Here is a 14,830-nt window from a genome sequence, read left to right as displayed (position 1 = left end):
AGTTCTCCCCTCTCGTCATTCCCGCGTTCGCGGGAATGACAGGAACAGGGGGGCTCGGTTTGGTCAGCCCACGTTCGGCAGCACTCGAGCCTCAGAACCCTACCGACCAACGCAGGGCCATGCCCAGTTCATCGGGTATGGCCGCGATGTTGCTGCCCTGCTCGCGCAGGAAGAGGTTGGCGCCCAGCCAGCCGGGGCCGATGCCGCGCCCATAGCTCAGCTCATAATCGCGCTGGCGGCCGCGCGGCACGAGGTTGAGCGGCACGCGCGCGTCGGTCGCGATTTCCTGCTCCCAGTCCCAGGTCTGCGGTACGATCAGCGTGAAGCGGCTGGCGATGACGCGCAGCGGCTGGGAGATGCGCAGACCCAGCAGATCGCCGGGCGCGAAGAGATCGCCACGGGCCAGATCGGCCGACCAGCTTTGGCTGACCAGCGATCCGCCTTCGCGCAAGGCTCCGCCGGCCGCGGCGCGGGTCCAGCCGCGCTGCCAGTTGGCCGAGAGGCGGACGGCGCCCGGCAGGTCGGCGCGCGCACCCAGCCGCGTAAACAGGCTGCGCGCCGACTGTGCACCGAAATTGGCGGAGAAGCGGGCGCCGAGCAGCGTGGCCTGCTCGTCCAGCATCGTCGTCCCGGCAGTGAGGCCGATCGCCCCGCGCTGATAGTCGAGCGAGAGCGACGCCGCATGATAGGGCGTGGCGCGCCACTGCTCGGCATCCGCGAGAGCGGCACGTTGCATATCGCCCCGCTCGAACCCGCCGATGACGGTCAGCGCCGGTGACAGCTGCTGCGAGACGGTGACGGCAGCGTGCGCCTGCCGGTCGGCATGATCGGCATCGAAGCCATGATCCGCCATCAGGAAGCTGGGGCCGGCACGGTCGGCGAGGCGCTGTTCCAACGCGGCGATGCCCGTCCGCAAGCCCAGCATCACGCGCGCGTGGGGCGCGATCTGCGCGCTCAGCGTGCCGGAGAGCAGCCGGGTGCGGGCCTCGTCCGACTGCCGGAACGCGAAGGGATCGCGCGTGGTGGCTGCCTCCACGGTCGGGCGGAGATTGAGCGACAGGCTGAGCGCCGGCGTCCCGAGGTTGAGATGGCGCTGGGCGGTGTCGAGCGCAGCGGCGAACTCACGGCGCGGTGCAGGGCGGGCGAAGCGCGGGGTCAGGTCCACGCGATAGGCACGCTGATAATCGTCCAGCGCAACCGCATCCAGCGCGGCAGGCGTGGCGTCGCCCATCGGTGCGGACAGTATGCCGGTCGAAAGGGGTGAGAGCGCGATCTGTGTGCCAGCCATGCTGAGCGCCCCGACCGGCTGGAAGGCCTTGGCGATATCCAATATTCCCACGCCATAGCGCGCATCCGCGCCCGGCGCGCCGACATCGCGCGCGCTGTTCTTGAGCAGCGCGACGATCTGCGCGCTGGTGAGATTGGGGAAGGCATCCGCCAGTAGCGCAGCGGCGCCGGCCACCTGCGGCGCTGCAAACGATGTGCCGGAGTAGAGATAGTCAGTGCCGGTGTGATCGAAGGACAGGACGCGACTGCCGAGCGCGGCGATGCTCACGCTCTCGAAGCCGGCGACACCGGCGGAGAAGCTGCTCACCGTATCATTGCTGTTTACCGATGGCGCGATGATGACGAGGCCGTTGCTATAGGCCGGGTTGGCAAAGGATTGCGCCAGCTCGTCCGGCGCGGCCATCATGGGCTGGCCGTCCTCGTTATTGCCGGCCGAAATGACGATGATAATGCCGGCCTGGGTGGCGCGCTTCACCGCCTGCAGCAGATAATTGGGGGCCGCGCCACCGCCGAGCGAGACGTTGATGATCCGCGCGCCATTGATCCGGGCATGGTCGATGGCGTTGGCGATGGCCGTGGTGCTGTGCTTGCATCCATTGGCGTCGCAGTCGGACTGGTCGTCGGTCCGCAACGCCATCACGGTCGCGCCCCAGGCCATGCCCATCACGCGCCGGTTGTTGCGTCCCGCGGCGAGCACGGCCGAGACCGCCGTGCCATGGCCCTCCACATCCGCATAGCTGCTGTTGCCGGCAAAGTCCGCGGAGGCGGCGCTAATCCGGCCGGTGAACTCGCCGGTCGGATCCGACAGGCCGCTGTCCACCACGCCGACCGTCACACCCGCGCCGCTGGCGCCCGCCTGATAGGCAGTGATCGCGCCATGATAAGGCAGGCCGGAGGAATTGCGGTATTCGCTGGTGTCGTAATTGACCGTGCTGGGGGTCGGCGCGGGCGTGGGTGCCGGGGTCGGAGTCGGTGTCGGTGTGGGAGCCGGTGCGGGTGTGGGCGTCGAGTTAAGCGCGCCACCGCCACCCCCACAGCCGGCCAGCGTCAGCAGCGCCACTACCGAGCCAAAAGCGATCACATGCCGCATGATTGCAGGTTCCCCGTCCGCGCAACGATGCGCGCTGCGACACTAGCGTCGCCTGGTTAACGAGCTGTTTCGCAAAAACAGGGGCTGCGAGGGCGCGGTTGCCAGCCTGTCCAATCAGGCGACGAGATGATCCAGGCGTGGATTGCGCTCGATCAATTTCTGCAGATGCGCGGGCCGGTAGATCAGGCGCGAGAGAGAGAATCGAGGAGAGCGACGCATGGCCCATTTCCCCAACACGTTCGGTTTCACCGGTACACTTCGCCCGCTCCGTTTGCAGGGCGACATTCACGACGTCGAAATCGAGGGGGCAATCCCCGCCGATCTGGATGGCGCCTTCCACCGCGTCCACCCGGACAATCAGTTCGCGCCCAAATTCGAGGACGACCAGTTCTTCAATGGCGATGGCATGGTCAGCATGTTCCGGGTCAAGGATGGCAAGGTCGATTTCCGCCAGCGTTATGCGCAGACCGACAAATGGAAGCTGGAGAACAAGGCCGGCAAGTCGCTGTTCGGCATGTACCGCAATCACCTGACCGACGACCCGAGCGTCGAGGGGCAGATTCGCGGCACCGCCAATACCAATGTGCTGGTCCATGCCGGCAAGCTCTACGCCATGAAGGAGGACAGCCCCTGCCTGCTCATGGACCCGAACACGCTGGAGACCCATGGCTACACCGACTTCGGCGGTCGGATCGACAGCAAGACCTTCTGCGCCCATCCGAAGATCGACCCGGCCACCGGCAATATGTGCGCCTTCTCTTACATGTCCAAAGGGCCGATGACCCATGACATGAGCTATATGGAAATCTCGCCAACCGGTGAGTTGATGTTCGAGATTCCCTTCCAGAACAAATATCTGTGCATGATGCATGATTTCGGCGTGACGGAAGATTATGCGGTCTTCTCGGTCATGCCGCTGCTCACCAGCATGGAGCGGCTGGAAAAGCGCCTGCCCTATTTCGGGTTTGACACCACCCAGCCGGTCTGGCTTGCCGTGCTACCCCGGCAGGCCGGCGCCACGGCGGCGGACATGCGCTGGTTCAAGGCGCCGTCCAACTGCTTCGTGGGGCATGTGATGAATGCCTTCAACGAGGGCACGCGGATCTACTTCGATCATCCGGTGGCGGCCAACAACAGCTTCCCCTTCTTCCCGGATATTCACGGCGCGCCGTTCGACCCGATTGCGGGGCTCGGCTATCTCAGCCGCTGGAGCGTCGACATGGCGTCCAACAGCGACGAGTTTGAAAGCATCGAGAAGCTGACCAACCTCGCCGACGAGTTTCCCCGGATCGATGACCGCTACGCCACGCAGGCCTATCGCCATGGCTGGATGCTGGTGATGGATCGCGAGAAACCCTATGAAGGTCCGGGCGGGCCGTTCGTCGGCATGATCAACAGCCTGGCCCATATCGATCTGGCAACCGGGAAGACCAGGATCTGGTGGCCGGGGCCGCAATGCGGCATTCAGGAGCCGTGCTTCGTCCCCAAATCGGCCGATGCGCCGGAAGGCGAGGGCTATGTCATCGCGCTGGTCGACAATCACGTGACCAATTATTCGGAGCTGTGCTTCTTCGATGCCCAGCATGTCGATGAAGGGCCGATCGCCCGGGCTAAGCTACCGGTGCGTATCCGGCAGGGTTTGCACGGTAATTGGTCGACTGGGGCGCAGCTGGCGGGGATTTGAGGGGGCTCTCCCTCCGAAAGCCGCGGACCAAATCTCGTTCTACCTCCCGTTCGTGTCGAGCGAAGTCGAGACACGCCCAGCGCTGTACTCCCGTGTCTCGACTTCGCTCGACACGAACGGAGGGGGTGATGGTTTCTGGCGCGCATTAGGGCGGGAGGTTTTCAGCCTCCCGCCCCCTTGCCATCAGAACGAGACCTTCACTGTCGCCCCCCAGGTGCGCGGGTCGCCGGGCAGGCCGGCGATCAGGCCGGTATTGCCGGGGCCGACGAACAGCTGCTCGTAATAATTCTCGTCAAAGGCATTTCGCACCCATCCGAAGATGTCGAGGCCGGCATCCGTCCGGAAGCCCAGCCGGACGTTCGACAGGCTGTAGCCATCGATCCAGGTGTAAGCCGAGGGCGAAGCGTTGGACGAGAAGTTAGAGCGATAACTGCCGTCATAGCCGAGATACACCTCGCCGGTCTGGCCAAGCAGGGTGGCCGGTACATTGCCTTCCGCACCGAAGGAGAGCGCCCATTTGGAGACGCCCGGCAGGCGCTGGCCGGAGATGTCGCAATTGGCCGGGCTGAAGCCACCGGGCGTGCCCGGCGCGCTCGGCGAATTGCTCCCGGCCGCCGTGCCGCCAGAAAGCTCCGGCGGGCAGGGCGCGTCGACGAAGCGCCGATAGGTGGCGTCAGTGTAGGCGCCATTCACATAGGCATTGAAGCGCTGGCTCGGGCGCACCGAGAAGTCGACCTCCACGCCTTGCGAGCGGACCTTGTCGGCATTGGCGAGGTAACCGCGCAGCACCCCGAACTGGCCGTTGTTCACCGTGGCCTGATAGTCCTTGATGTCGGTGCGGAAGGCCGAGAGGTTGAGCGTCGCGCGGCGATCCCAGAACTGCGCCTTGATGCCGGCCTCGAAATGCTGGACCTGCTCGGGCCGGATCTGCCCGGCGGCAAGGATCGGATTGCCGGCGGCATCCGTGGGCAGGCCGTTCTGGTTGATGCCGACCGTCTTGAAGGTCTTGGCATAGGTCGCATAGGTCAGAATGTCCGGGGCGACGCGGTAGCTCACCGTGAGGTCGTAGCTGAAGTTCCAGTCGCTGGCCTCCGGCGCGCTGAGCTGCGGGGTGAAGACACCGAGCTGCGCCGCACGCACTGCGCCCGTGTCCGTCGCGAGGATTTCCACGCCCTGCCCATCGAAGACGCGGCGCTGGTAGAAGCCTTCCTTCTTGTCATAGTTGAGGCGCAGGCCGGGCTGGATGGTTAGCGCGTCGGTGGCCTTCCAGGCCAGCTGGCCGAACAGCGCCAGGCTGGTGCTCTTGAGATATTGCGAGTTGCGCGCGGTCAGCCCGTTCAGCACCGCCGGGTTGCTGGCCAACGCACTGCTCGGGTTCAGCGTCCAGCGGCTGGATGCCGCGCCATGCTGCTCGGTTCCCTGCGTGTCGATCCGCTGGTTAAAGGCGAAGGCGCCCAGAACGAAATCGAACTGCTTGCCGCTGTAATTATAGCGCAGCTCCTGCGTGTACTGATCCTGCTGGGAGGGGTTCTGCGAGAGGGTGACGATCGGCAGGCCGGTGAAATCGCGGTCGTTCTCCGGCTTCCAGTTCCAGCTGCGCCAGGCAGTCACGGAAGTCAGCGTGCCGGGGCCGACATCCCACTTCAACCGCAGGGCGACGCCGCCGATCACGTTGCCGGCATTGAGGCTGGCATCGAGATCGGTGAGGCGGTCGAACCCGTTGAGGCTGGGTGGCGCGTAGTTCTGCGCCGCAGCCAAGGCGGCGAACTGGCGATTGAGCGGGCGCTGGGTGGCGCCGGTGCGCACGAACACGGAGCCGCAGCAGATGGCATCCTGCTTGCTGTAATCGCCGACCAGGGTAGCGCTGAAGGTATCGGTGGGCTTCCAGAGCAACTGCCCGCGCAGGCCGATATTGTCCTGGCTCTGAATCCACCGGTCGGTCGTGACATTATAGATCGTGCCGCGCCGGCTGGTGCTGGAGACGGCGATACGCGCGGCCAGTGTATCCGAGAGCGGGCCGGAAATGGCGGCCTTGGCCTGCTTGAAGTTCAGGCTGCCCACGCTGACCTCCGCTTTGCCCTCAAAATCGAAGGTCGGCTGGTTGGTGGTGATATTGATCGCGCCGGCGGTTGTGTTCTTGCCGTAAAGCGTGCCCTGCGGCCCGCGCAGCACTTCAATCTGCGCAACGTCGAGAAAGTCGAAGGTGGCCGAGGCCACGCGCGAATAATAGACGTCATCGACATAAATACCGACCCCCTGCTCGAAGCCGTCGCTGGTGAGGCCGAAGGGCACGCCGATGCCGCGGATGTTCACGGCCGTGTTGCGCGGGTTCGAGGAATAGAATTGCAGCGTGGGCGCAAGCTGCTGGAGACGGCCGACATTGAAGGCGCCGGTGCTGTCGAGCTGGGCGCCGCCGACCACGGAGACGGCAATGGGGATTTCCTGCGAGGTTTCGGAGCGCCGGCGCGCCGTCACCACGATATCCTGCGGGGCGCTGCGGTCTTCATGCGGGGCGGCCGTGCTGTGGGAGCCGGTCGCGGGCGCTGCGCCTGCGGTTTCGTCCGCTTGTGCGGTGCCATGAAAGAGAAGAGCTGCGGCGAGCGCGCTCAGCGAAAGAAGCGGTCTGTTGACCATGGTGAAATCCCCTTGTTTGAAAAAAGGGATGCCTCCAGTGGTCCGGTCAGCATCATGCTATGGGTCTGTTATCGCGCGGGCGGCCAGGCGGCCCGTCGGAAAGGGTTAGGCGGTCAGCCTGGTCTTCTCGGTCACCTCGATCTGGACGAGGCGGCCTTCGTGCACAGTCAGATGCACGGCGCCGAATTTGAGGCGGTCAAGATGCTGCCGAATCAGAGAGAGCGCGCTGCCATGGGGGTCATCCCCGCTCTGGGCAGCCGAATGGGGCGTGGGCGTGGACATCGGCCGTTCCTCCTTTTTTGCCGGGTCGGAGGCGATAACTTAACTCAATCGATTATATTGACAATAGGATTGCGATGAACATTTGCTTTTCCGCGAGGAACGGCAGCTTCCTCCTGCGCCGCCCCAGCTCCGCTAAGGTCGGCGCGCAGGCATGAGCCCCTTCACAGACCGGCGCGCGAAAACCCAGCGGCCGTCTTCGCGGACCAGATCGTCCTCATAGGCGGCCATAAGCATGGGCGTGGGCCGGTTCCGCTCATCCGGCACGACGTAGAGCGACATGGATGTCGCCCTCGCGCTGTCCGCGCCGGTGAAGGTCACGACCTCGTTGAAGAACAGGTGATAATTCGGCTCTGCAAAGCCCATGGCATTGCCGGCGAAGACCTTGCGCATCATTTCGCCGGCAGCCGGCCCCCGCGCTTCTGCGCCACCGCCCGCGGCATAGACGCCATCCTTACCGAACAGTCGCCCGAACCCCGCGAAGTCGCGCGCGTCGAGCGTGCTGCCATAAGCGACGAGCAGCGCGTGGATGGCGGCGCGATCGGCGGTTTCGTCGCGCTGGGCGCTGGCCGGAAGAGCGGCGCCGGCGAGCAGCGCGATCGCGGCGATGGGGCGCAGCGCGATCATTGCGCGGCCTGACGCGCGCGGACGACCTTCATCCATTCCTCGGCGGTGGGCATCACCGGATAATCGACGCGGCGCCGGATCTTCCATTCGCCATTCTCGCGGATGAATTCGTCCTCATAGCGGCCCGCGAGCGCGGGGACGGGCTCGCCATTCGGGCCGCGCCAGATGAGCAGGTGGCGCGAGTGCGCGGTTGCCCGGTCACCGTCGATGTCGATCTGGATGTTGGACGTGAGGTGATAGTTCTCGTTGTTCACGAAGCCCGCGGGCGGCGTGCCGTAGAGGTTGACGAGCAGCTGGCGGATTGCTGCGCGCCCCTTGTGGACGGCCTTACCGTTCGCCCATTCGCCATCGGTGGCGAACAGATTCGCATAGGCCGTATAGTCGCGCGCATCCTGCGTGGCGGCATAATCGACGATGATGCGCCGGATCGCCAGCTCATCCTCCACCCGCTGCAGCCGTTGCTCGACGGTGAGCGGCGCTTTTGGCGTCTCCGCGAGGCTCGCCCCGCTCAGTCCGGCCATGGCCAGCAGGCCTGCAGCTATAATTGCATCACGCATCGCACTCTCCCTCTGTTCTATGCGCCCTTGCCGGGCATCATCGAGCGGAGGCTAATGGCCGAAGATGGAAATTTGAATGGATGCGCTGTCCTCAAGGCTGACGGCGATTGCTTAGCATGATAGCGATTGCCAATCGCACGATCGTGTCAGGAGGGAGAGGAGAGGGACTATGGACTATCGCTATCTGGGGCGCAGCGCCCTCAAGGTCTCGCCACTTTGCCTTGGCACCATGATGTTCGGCGGCGCGACGGACGAGCCCACGGCGACGCGGATCATCCACAAGGCGCGGGATCAGGGCATCAATTTTCTCGACACCGCCGACGGCTATAATGGCGGCCAATCTGAGGAAGTGGTGGGCCGGGCGATCCGCGACCACCGGCATCATTGGGTCGTCGCCACCAAATTCGGCCATGCCTTCGGGAAGGGGCCGAATGAGGGCGGGCAATCGCGCAAATGGATCGTGCAGGATGTTGAGGCGAGCCTCAAGCGGCTGGGCACCGACTATATCGACCTCCTTTATTTCCATAAGGCCGATCCTCATGCGCCCTTCGAGGAAGGGTTGCGGGCTATCGACGATCTAATCGCGCAGGGGAAGCTGCGTTATTATGGCGTGTCGAACTTTCGCGGCTGGCGCATTGCCGAGATCTGCCGCGCGGCGGACGCCATTGGCATGGATCGGCCGATCGCCAGTCAGCCGCTCTATAATATGGTCGATCGCCTCGTTGAGGTGGAGCAGATGCCCGCCGCCGGCCATTATGGCCTGGGCGTGGTGCCCTACAGCCCGCTGGCCCGGGGCGTTCTGAGCGGCAAATATGCCGGTGACGGACCGCCGCCGGCCGATTCCCGCGCGGCGCGGGGCGATGTCCGTCTCAAGCAGACGGAGTGGCGCACCGAATCGCTGGCCATTGCCGAGGCGGTCAATGCCCATGCCGCTGCCAAGGGCGTGAGCACCGTCGCCTTTGCGCTGGCCTGGGTGCTGCGCAACCGCTTCGTCAGCGCCGCGATTGCCGGCCCGCGCACCGAGGCGCAATGGGATGCCTATCTGGATGCGCTGAGCGTATCGATGGGCCCCGAGGACGAGGCCTTCGCCGACGGACTGGTGGCCCCCGGTTATGCCTCCACCCATGGCTATACCGATCCGGCCTATCCCATCGAAGGCCGGCAGGTGCGGAACTGAGCATGGCCGCTGCGGCGGATATCTACGCGGCACCGGCGGTGTCGGTCGATGCGCTGCATGGCCAGCTCTATCGTGGGGATATCGTCCGATTCCGGGCGCTTCCGTCGATGCGCGCGCTGGCGGATCATGCGCGCGCCTTCGTGGAGCAGCACCTCGCGCCCCACGATCCGGAGCGCATTCACGCGGCGCTGGACAGGGTGGCGCTGGCGGAAACGCTCGACGCCGTACAGCGCGCCTTCTCCAATGACGCGCAAGCCAAGCACTTATGGCGCGCGCTGTTCGAGGCGGTGGGGTTGCAGGCCGACGACGTGGCTCGGGATCGGCTGCTGCTGCGCTTCCAGCCGCCAGTGCCGGCGGATAACCAGCCGCACAGCGCGCGCAGCACGGCGACGGTCGGCTTTCATCGCGATAGTTGGGGCACCAATCTGGCGGCGCAGGTCAACTGGTGGGCACCGGTCTGGCCGATCACAAGCGGGCGCACCTTTGCGTTTCTCCCCGAGCTGTTCGACCGGCCGATCCCGAATGACAGTGCCGATTTCGATCTCTCCGAGGCGATGGCCCGGCGGCGCACCGGCAGTGCCTCGGCCGATCGCGGCCGCATGGCGCCGCGCCCGCTCGCCCCCATCGATGCCGCTCAGGGCATGCCGGTGCTGATCGCGCCGGGCGAGATCATCGCCTTCTCCGCGCAGCACGCGCATGTCGGGGTGGAAAACCGGACCGGGCTGACGCGCATATCGCTGGAGACCCGCACCGTTCGGATCAGCGATCATCTGGCAGGGCGCGGCGCGCCGAATGTCGATGGTCGCGCCCGCTGGATTGCCTATGCGCTGTTCCGGCGGCTCAGCGATGGCAGACCGCTGGCCGATGTGCTGGGCGTCAGCCCGTTGATGCCTTTTGGCGAGAGGCCGACCGTTTCCGGGATCTAGAGCCCGAGCACGGCCTTCACCGGCTCCACCTCATAACCCAGCGCCTCCGCGACGGCGGGGCAGCTGACCTTGCCGGCATGGACATTGAGGCCATTGGCCAGATGCGGGTCGCGGGCAAGCGCGGCGCGCCAGCCGAGATCGGCGATGCTGAGCGCATGGGGCAGGGTGACGTTGTTCAGCGCGTAGGTGCTCGTCCGCGCGACGGCACCGGGCATGTTGGCGACGCAATAATGCACGATGCCGTCCACAATGAAGGTCGGATCGGCATGAGTGGTAGGCCGGCTGGTCTCGAAACAGCCGCCCTGATCGATCGCGACATCGACGAGCACTGCGCCGCTCTTCATGGACGAGAGCATGTCGCGTGAGACCAGCTTCGGCGCGGTAGCACCGGGCACCAGCACCGCGCCGATCACCAGATCGGCATCGACAAGGCTTTCCGCCAGCGCGGCCCGGCCGGAGAAGCGGGTCTTCGCGCGCCCCTCGAAGTGGGTGCCGAGGCGCTCCAGAACATCCGGATTGCGGTCGAGAATCGTCACGTCGGCGCCCAATCCTGTGGCCATTTGCGCGGCATTGAAGCCGACCACGCCGCCCCCGAGAATGACCACCTTCGCCGGCAGGACGCCCGGCACGCCGCCGAGCAGGACGCCGCGCCCGCCATGCGCCTTCTCAAGCGCGGTCGCGCCGGCCTGTATGCTCATCCGCCCGGCCACCTGGCTCATCGGTTTGAGCAAGGGCAGCGTGCCCTGCGGGCCGGTTACCGTTTCATAGGCGATTGCCGTCACGCCGGAGCGAAGCAGATCGGCAGTCTGGGCGGCATCGGGGGCGAGATGGAGATAGGTGTAGAGGATCTGCCCGGGCCGAAGCATTGCGCGCTCCTCCGCCTGCGGCTCCTTGACCTTGACGATCATCTCGCACTGATCGAACACCGTCCGCGCATCGGGCTGGATGATCGCCCCGGCGGCGCGATAATCCTCATCGCTGCTGCCGATGCCCAAACCGGCGGCCTGTTCGACCCAGACTTCATGGCCATGCGCCACCAGTTCCCGCACGCTCTCCGGGGTGAGGCCGACACGATATTCGTGGTTCTTGATTTCCCTGACTGTCCCGATGCGCATCGATTTTCTCCTGTCTTCTGCACATAGGAGAGGATGTGTTGGAGACAATGAGGCGGCGGGCCGCGCGGGCGACGATGCGCCGCCCGGATCTCAGGTGCCCCGCGCGTAGGCCCGCATGAAGATGTGCGTGAAGCGCAGCGCATAGACGTCAATCTCGGCGTCGTTCAGTCGCTCGAATCCCCAGATCGCCCGCATGTGCTGGCCGATGCAAAGGCCCATCAGGGCTTCCACCATGACTGCAGGATCTTCCTCGATCATCGCGCCGCTGGCGACCTGCCGGGCAAAGAAAGCCTGCAATGCGCCTTGGACGGGCCGGGCGGCCCGCTCATGGAAAATCTTGCCGACTTCGGGAAAGCGCCCACTCTCCGCAACGACCAGCCGCCAGGTGGCCTGCCCATCGGGTGACGTGATCTTGCGCAGGAAGGCGCGACAGAAGGCGATGAGCGTGCACTCAAGATCGGCCTTCGTCGCCAGCACATCCTGAATCTCGGCGCGAAACTGCAGGCTGACTTCCTCAACGACCGCGGCGAACAGGTCTTCCTTGGATCGGAAATAGCCCCACAACGTCGCCTTGGAGCCGCCGAGGGTCTTGAGCAGGCCGGACATCGACGTGCCGGCATAACCATGCTCCAGAAACGAGGTGCGCGCAGCGTCGACAATGGCCTGCCGGCGGTCGTGCTTGCGGCTTTCCCGGCGCGTGACGGGGAGTGTTTCAGTATCCTGCTCCATAACCGTACTATACAGTACAGTTTTCTGTTGACAACCCCGTCGTTGAGGATCAGAGCGCTGACTGTACCCAACAGTACGGTTTTTCGATTCATGGCCACGACTTTCCTGTCTCGACGCGCTGGTGCCCTGCTCGCGATGCTGACTCTCCCCGGCTGCGCGGCCGTCCCCCATATGGGGCCGGCACCGGCGATCGCGCCGGCCGATCATTACGCGGCGAGCCAGAGCCTGGCTCCGACTGCCCCGGGCGCGCCTTGGGTCAAGGCGGATTGGTGGGCCAGCTATGGCGACCCGCAGCTCGACGGGCTGATTCAGGAGGCGCTGGCCGGATCGCCCGATCTCGCGGTTGCGCTAGCGCGCGTCCGCCGGGCCGAGGCGATCGCCCAGCAGTCCGGCGCGGCCCGCTTGCCCTCGCTTGATGTGTCCGCCGGCGGCTCCGCTGCCAAGCAAAGCTATAATAACGGCATTCCGCCGGCTTTCGTGCCGCAGGGCTGGAACAGCTCGGGCAATGTCCAAGCCGCGCTCGGTTTCGATCTTGACCTCTGGGGTCGCAATCGCGCGGCCTATGCCGCTGCCCGCTCGGATGCCGAGGCGGCGCAGCTCGATTATCAGCAGGCGGCGCTGATGCTCTCCACCAATGTCGCGGACGCCTATGCCGATCTGGCGCGGCTGTTCGCGCAGCGGGCGGTGCTGCAGACGGCGCTGGAGGTGCGCGAGAAGACGCAGGGCCTGGTGAGCGATCGCGTGACCTCCGGCCTCGATACCCAGGCAGAGCTCAAGCAGGCCAGCGCTGCCGTTCCGGCCGCCCGCAGCGATCTCGCCGCCACTGATGAGCAGATCGGGCTGGCTCGCAATCGGCTGGCAGCCCTGCTCGGCGCCGGCCCCGATCGCGGTCTGGCGATCATGCCTCCGGCCGTGACCATCGCGGCGCGGGGCATTCCCGAGAATGTCACCACCGATCTGGTCGGCCGCCGGCCCGATATCGCCGCCGCGCGTGTGCGGGTGGAGGCCGAGGCGAGCCGCATCAAGGTTGCCCGCGCCGATTTCTATCCGGCGATCAACCTGTCCGCGATCTTCGGCTTTCAGTCGCTCGGGCTATCCAACCTGTTCAAGAGCGGCTCCGACTATGGCAGTGTCGGCCCGGCGATCACCCTGCCGATCTTCCGTGGTGGCGCGCTGCAAGGGCAGTATAAAGGCGCCCGCGCCGGCTATGACGAGGCCGTGGCGAGCTACGACCGGACCGTGACCGATGCCTATCGTGCCGTCGCAGATGCCGTCGTCAGCCAGCGCGCGCTTGCCGTTCAGCTTGAGCAATCGCGCAAGTCGCTCGCGGATTTCGAGGCGGCGTATGCGATTGCCACGCAGCGATACGAGGGCGGGCTCTCCACCTTCCTCGATGTGCTGACCGCGCAGGACCGTGCGCTGCAGGCCAAGCGCATCGTGGCCGATCTTCAGGCGCGGGCCTTCACGCTCGACGTTGCACTCGTCCGTGCGCTCGGCGGCGGATTTACCGATACGGGCACGGCTGCCCAAACGACGCCCACCAAGGATGCTACCCATGGCTGAAGCTGACCCTCACTTCCCCGCCGCTACTGCAACGCAAACGTCGGACGCTGCGCCCTCCCGCAGTCGGCGCAAGACGGCTTTGCTGGCGATTGCCGGCGCGGTTCTGCTCGCGGGCATCGGTTATGGCGGATGGTATGCCGCCATCGGCAGCCACTATGTCGAGACCGACAATGCCTATGTCGGCGCAGATACCGCGCAGATTACCCCCATGGTCGGCGGACAGGTGGCGGCCGTGCTCAAGACGGACACGGACAGCGTGAAGGCGGGCGACATCCTTGTCCGGCTCGATGATCGCGATGCGCAGATTGCCCTCGCGACCGCGCAGGCCGAGCTGGCCAAGGCGCGCCGCCAGTTCGGGCAGGCGAGCGCGACAAGTAACGCGCTGTCCGATCAGGTTCTCGCCCGGGGCGCGGACATCCGCAGCACGCAGGCCCAACTCGTCGCGGCGCAGGCCTCGTTCGAGAAGGCGCAGGTCGATTATAGCCGGCGCAAGGCGCTCTCCGCCAATGGCGCGGTCTCCGGTGATGAACTGACGGCGGCGACCAATGCGCTGGCCAGCGCGCGTGCGGCGCTGGAGCAGGCCAAAGCCGCCATGGCGCAGGCCAGCGCCTCGCGCGGCGTCGCGGCCGGCAATCTCGCCGCCAACGATGCGTTGATCCAGGGCAGCACGGTTGAAACCAATCCGGATGTTCTCGCCGCCAAGGCAAAGGTGCGGCAGGCCGAGCTCGATCTTGAGCGAACCGTCATCCGCGCACCCATCGATGGCGTCATCGCCAACCGGACCGTGCAGGTCGGCCAGCGCATCGCGCCGGGCGCGACGGTGATGCGCGTCGTGCCGGTCGGTCAGGTCTATGTCGACGCCAATTTCAAGGAGAGCCAGCTCACCAAGGTGAAGCCCGGCCAGCCCGTGACGCTGGTGTCCGATCTCTATGGCGGCAGTGTCGAATATCATGGCCGTGTCGTCGGCTTTTCGGGTGGTACCGGATCGGCCTTCGCGCTGATCCCCGCCCAGAATGCGACGGGCAACTGGATCAAGGTGGTGCAGCGCCTGCCAGTGCGCGTCGCGCTCGACGCCAAGGAGCTGGCCGCGCATCCGCTGCGGGTCGGGCTCTCGATGACCGCCGAGGTCGATACATCGGCGCAGTGAGCGCGACCGGATAGG

The 14,830-nt window shown here is 65.7% G+C and carries 12 protein-coding genes; 5 read left to right on the top strand and 7 right to left on the bottom strand.

From position 1 onward, the window contains the following. Positions 1 to 91: 91 nt before the first annotated feature. Positions 92 to 2,377 (bottom strand): S8 family serine peptidase, encoded by a 2,286-nt coding sequence (locus tag M2342_RS16875; RefSeq protein WP_264579924.1) that lies wholly within the window; start codon positions 2,375 to 2,377, stop codon positions 92 to 94. 217 nt (positions 2,378 to 2,594) lie between these two features. Here M2342_RS16875 and M2342_RS16870 point away from each other — a divergent pair, with 217 nt between their 5' ends. Next, complete coding sequence (locus M2342_RS16870; protein ID WP_264579923.1) at positions 2,595 to 4,061, top strand: carotenoid oxygenase family protein; 1,467 nt, start codon at positions 2,595 to 2,597, stop codon at positions 4,059 to 4,061. Between the two features lie 183 nt (positions 4,062 to 4,244). Here the strand turns inward: M2342_RS16870 and M2342_RS16865 are convergent, their stop codons facing one another. The 4 genes from M2342_RS16865 to M2342_RS16850 form a co-directional block, all read right to left on the bottom strand. Beyond that, positions 4,245 to 6,695, bottom strand: coding sequence for a TonB-dependent receptor (locus M2342_RS16865; protein WP_264579922.1), 2,451 nt, complete (start codon positions 6,693 to 6,695; stop codon positions 4,245 to 4,247). Between the two features lie 105 nt (positions 6,696 to 6,800). Beyond that, on the bottom strand, positions 6,801 to 6,977 hold the full coding sequence (locus tag M2342_RS16860; RefSeq protein ID WP_264571822.1) for a YezD family protein: 177 nt from the start codon (positions 6,975 to 6,977) through the stop codon (positions 6,801 to 6,803). A 132-nt stretch (positions 6,978 to 7,109) separates the two neighbouring features. After that, on the bottom strand, positions 7,110 to 7,601 hold the full coding sequence (locus M2342_RS16855; RefSeq protein WP_181558419.1) for a nuclear transport factor 2 family protein: 492 nt from the start codon (positions 7,599 to 7,601) through the stop codon (positions 7,110 to 7,112). Further along, complete coding sequence (locus M2342_RS16850) at positions 7,598 to 8,158, bottom strand: nuclear transport factor 2 family protein (RefSeq protein ID WP_264579921.1); 561 nt, start codon at positions 8,156 to 8,158, stop codon at positions 7,598 to 7,600. The genes M2342_RS16855 and M2342_RS16850 overlap by 4 nt, the downstream gene beginning before the upstream one ends. Positions 8,159 to 8,327: 169 nt before the next feature. Here M2342_RS16850 and M2342_RS16845 point away from each other — a divergent pair, with 169 nt between their 5' ends. Together M2342_RS16845 and M2342_RS16840 are read left to right on the top strand one after the other, a co-directional pair. After that, positions 8,328 to 9,335 (top strand): aldo/keto reductase, encoded by a 1,008-nt coding sequence (locus M2342_RS16845; RefSeq protein WP_264579920.1) that lies wholly within the window; start codon positions 8,328 to 8,330, stop codon positions 9,333 to 9,335. 2 nt (positions 9,336 to 9,337) lie between these two features. Continuing rightward, positions 9,338 to 10,261: a hypothetical protein gene (locus M2342_RS16840; protein WP_264579919.1), complete on the top strand. Its 924-nt coding sequence runs from the start codon at positions 9,338 to 9,340 to the stop codon at positions 10,259 to 10,261. Here the strand turns inward: M2342_RS16840 and ald are convergent. Beyond that, positions 10,258 to 11,376, bottom strand: coding sequence for an alanine dehydrogenase (ald, locus tag M2342_RS16835; protein WP_264579918.1), 1,119 nt, complete (start codon positions 11,374 to 11,376; stop codon positions 10,258 to 10,260). The genes M2342_RS16840 and ald overlap by 4 nt on opposite strands. Before the next feature lie 90 nt (positions 11,377 to 11,466). Beyond that, entirely contained in the window at positions 11,467 to 12,105 is a 639-nt protein-coding gene (locus M2342_RS16830; RefSeq protein ID WP_264579917.1) for a TetR/AcrR family transcriptional regulator, read from the bottom strand. A gap of 90 nt (positions 12,106 to 12,195) precedes the next feature. Between M2342_RS16830 and M2342_RS16825 the strand changes: the two genes are divergently transcribed. Both M2342_RS16825 and M2342_RS16820 read left to right on the top strand, forming a co-directional pair. Beyond that, entirely contained in the window at positions 12,196 to 13,668 is a 1,473-nt protein-coding gene (locus M2342_RS16825; RefSeq protein WP_264579916.1) for an efflux transporter outer membrane subunit, read from the top strand. Continuing rightward, positions 13,661 to 14,815 carry an HlyD family efflux transporter periplasmic adaptor subunit gene (locus M2342_RS16820; RefSeq protein ID WP_264579915.1) on the top strand — a complete coding sequence of 385 codons (1,155 nt, stop codon included), beginning with the start codon at positions 13,661 to 13,663 and terminating at the stop codon, positions 14,813 to 14,815. The genes M2342_RS16825 and M2342_RS16820 overlap by 8 nt, the downstream gene beginning before the upstream one ends. The last annotated feature ends 15 nt before the right edge of the window (positions 14,816 to 14,830 follow it).

It is taken from the genome of Sphingobium sp. B8D3A (assembly GCF_025961995.1).
GTDB lineage: Bacteria > Pseudomonadota > Alphaproteobacteria > Sphingomonadales > Sphingomonadaceae > Sphingobium.
This window is presented reverse-complemented; position numbering and strand designations above follow the sequence as displayed.

Bases quoted from the DNA above. Each gene is read 5' to 3' on its own strand.
- M2342_RS16870 (WP_264579923.1), top strand. From the start codon at position 2,595: ATGGCCCATTTCCCCAACACGTTCGGTTTCACCGGTACACTTCGCCCG.
- M2342_RS16850 (WP_264579921.1), bottom strand. From the start codon at position 8,158: ATGCGTGATGCAATTATAGCTGCAGGCCTGCTGGCCATGGCCGGACTG.
- M2342_RS16840 (WP_264579919.1), top strand. From the start codon at position 9,338: ATGGCCGCTGCGGCGGATATCTACGCGGCACCGGCGGTGTCGGTCGAT.
- ald (WP_264579918.1), bottom strand. From the start codon at position 11,376: ATGCGCATCGGGACAGTCAGGGAAATCAAGAACCACGAATATCGTGTC.
- M2342_RS16860 (WP_264571822.1), bottom strand. From the start codon at position 6,977: ATGTCCACGCCCACGCCCCATTCGGCTGCCCAGAGCGGGGATGACCCC.
- M2342_RS16825 (WP_264579916.1), top strand. From the start codon at position 12,196: ATGGCCACGACTTTCCTGTCTCGACGCGCTGGTGCCCTGCTCGCGATG.
- M2342_RS16845 (WP_264579920.1), top strand. From the start codon at position 8,328: ATGGACTATCGCTATCTGGGGCGCAGCGCCCTCAAGGTCTCGCCACTT.
- M2342_RS16865 (WP_264579922.1), bottom strand. From the start codon at position 6,695: ATGGTCAACAGACCGCTTCTTTCGCTGAGCGCGCTCGCCGCAGCTCTT.
- M2342_RS16830 (WP_264579917.1), bottom strand. From the start codon at position 12,105: ATGGAGCAGGATACTGAAACACTCCCCGTCACGCGCCGGGAAAGCCGC.
- M2342_RS16875 (WP_264579924.1), bottom strand. From the start codon at position 2,377: ATGCGGCATGTGATCGCTTTTGGCTCGGTAGTGGCGCTGCTGACGCTG.
- M2342_RS16855 (WP_181558419.1), bottom strand. From the start codon at position 7,601: ATGATCGCGCTGCGCCCCATCGCCGCGATCGCGCTGCTCGCCGGCGCC.
- M2342_RS16820 (WP_264579915.1), top strand. From the start codon at position 13,661: ATGGCTGAAGCTGACCCTCACTTCCCCGCCGCTACTGCAACGCAAACG.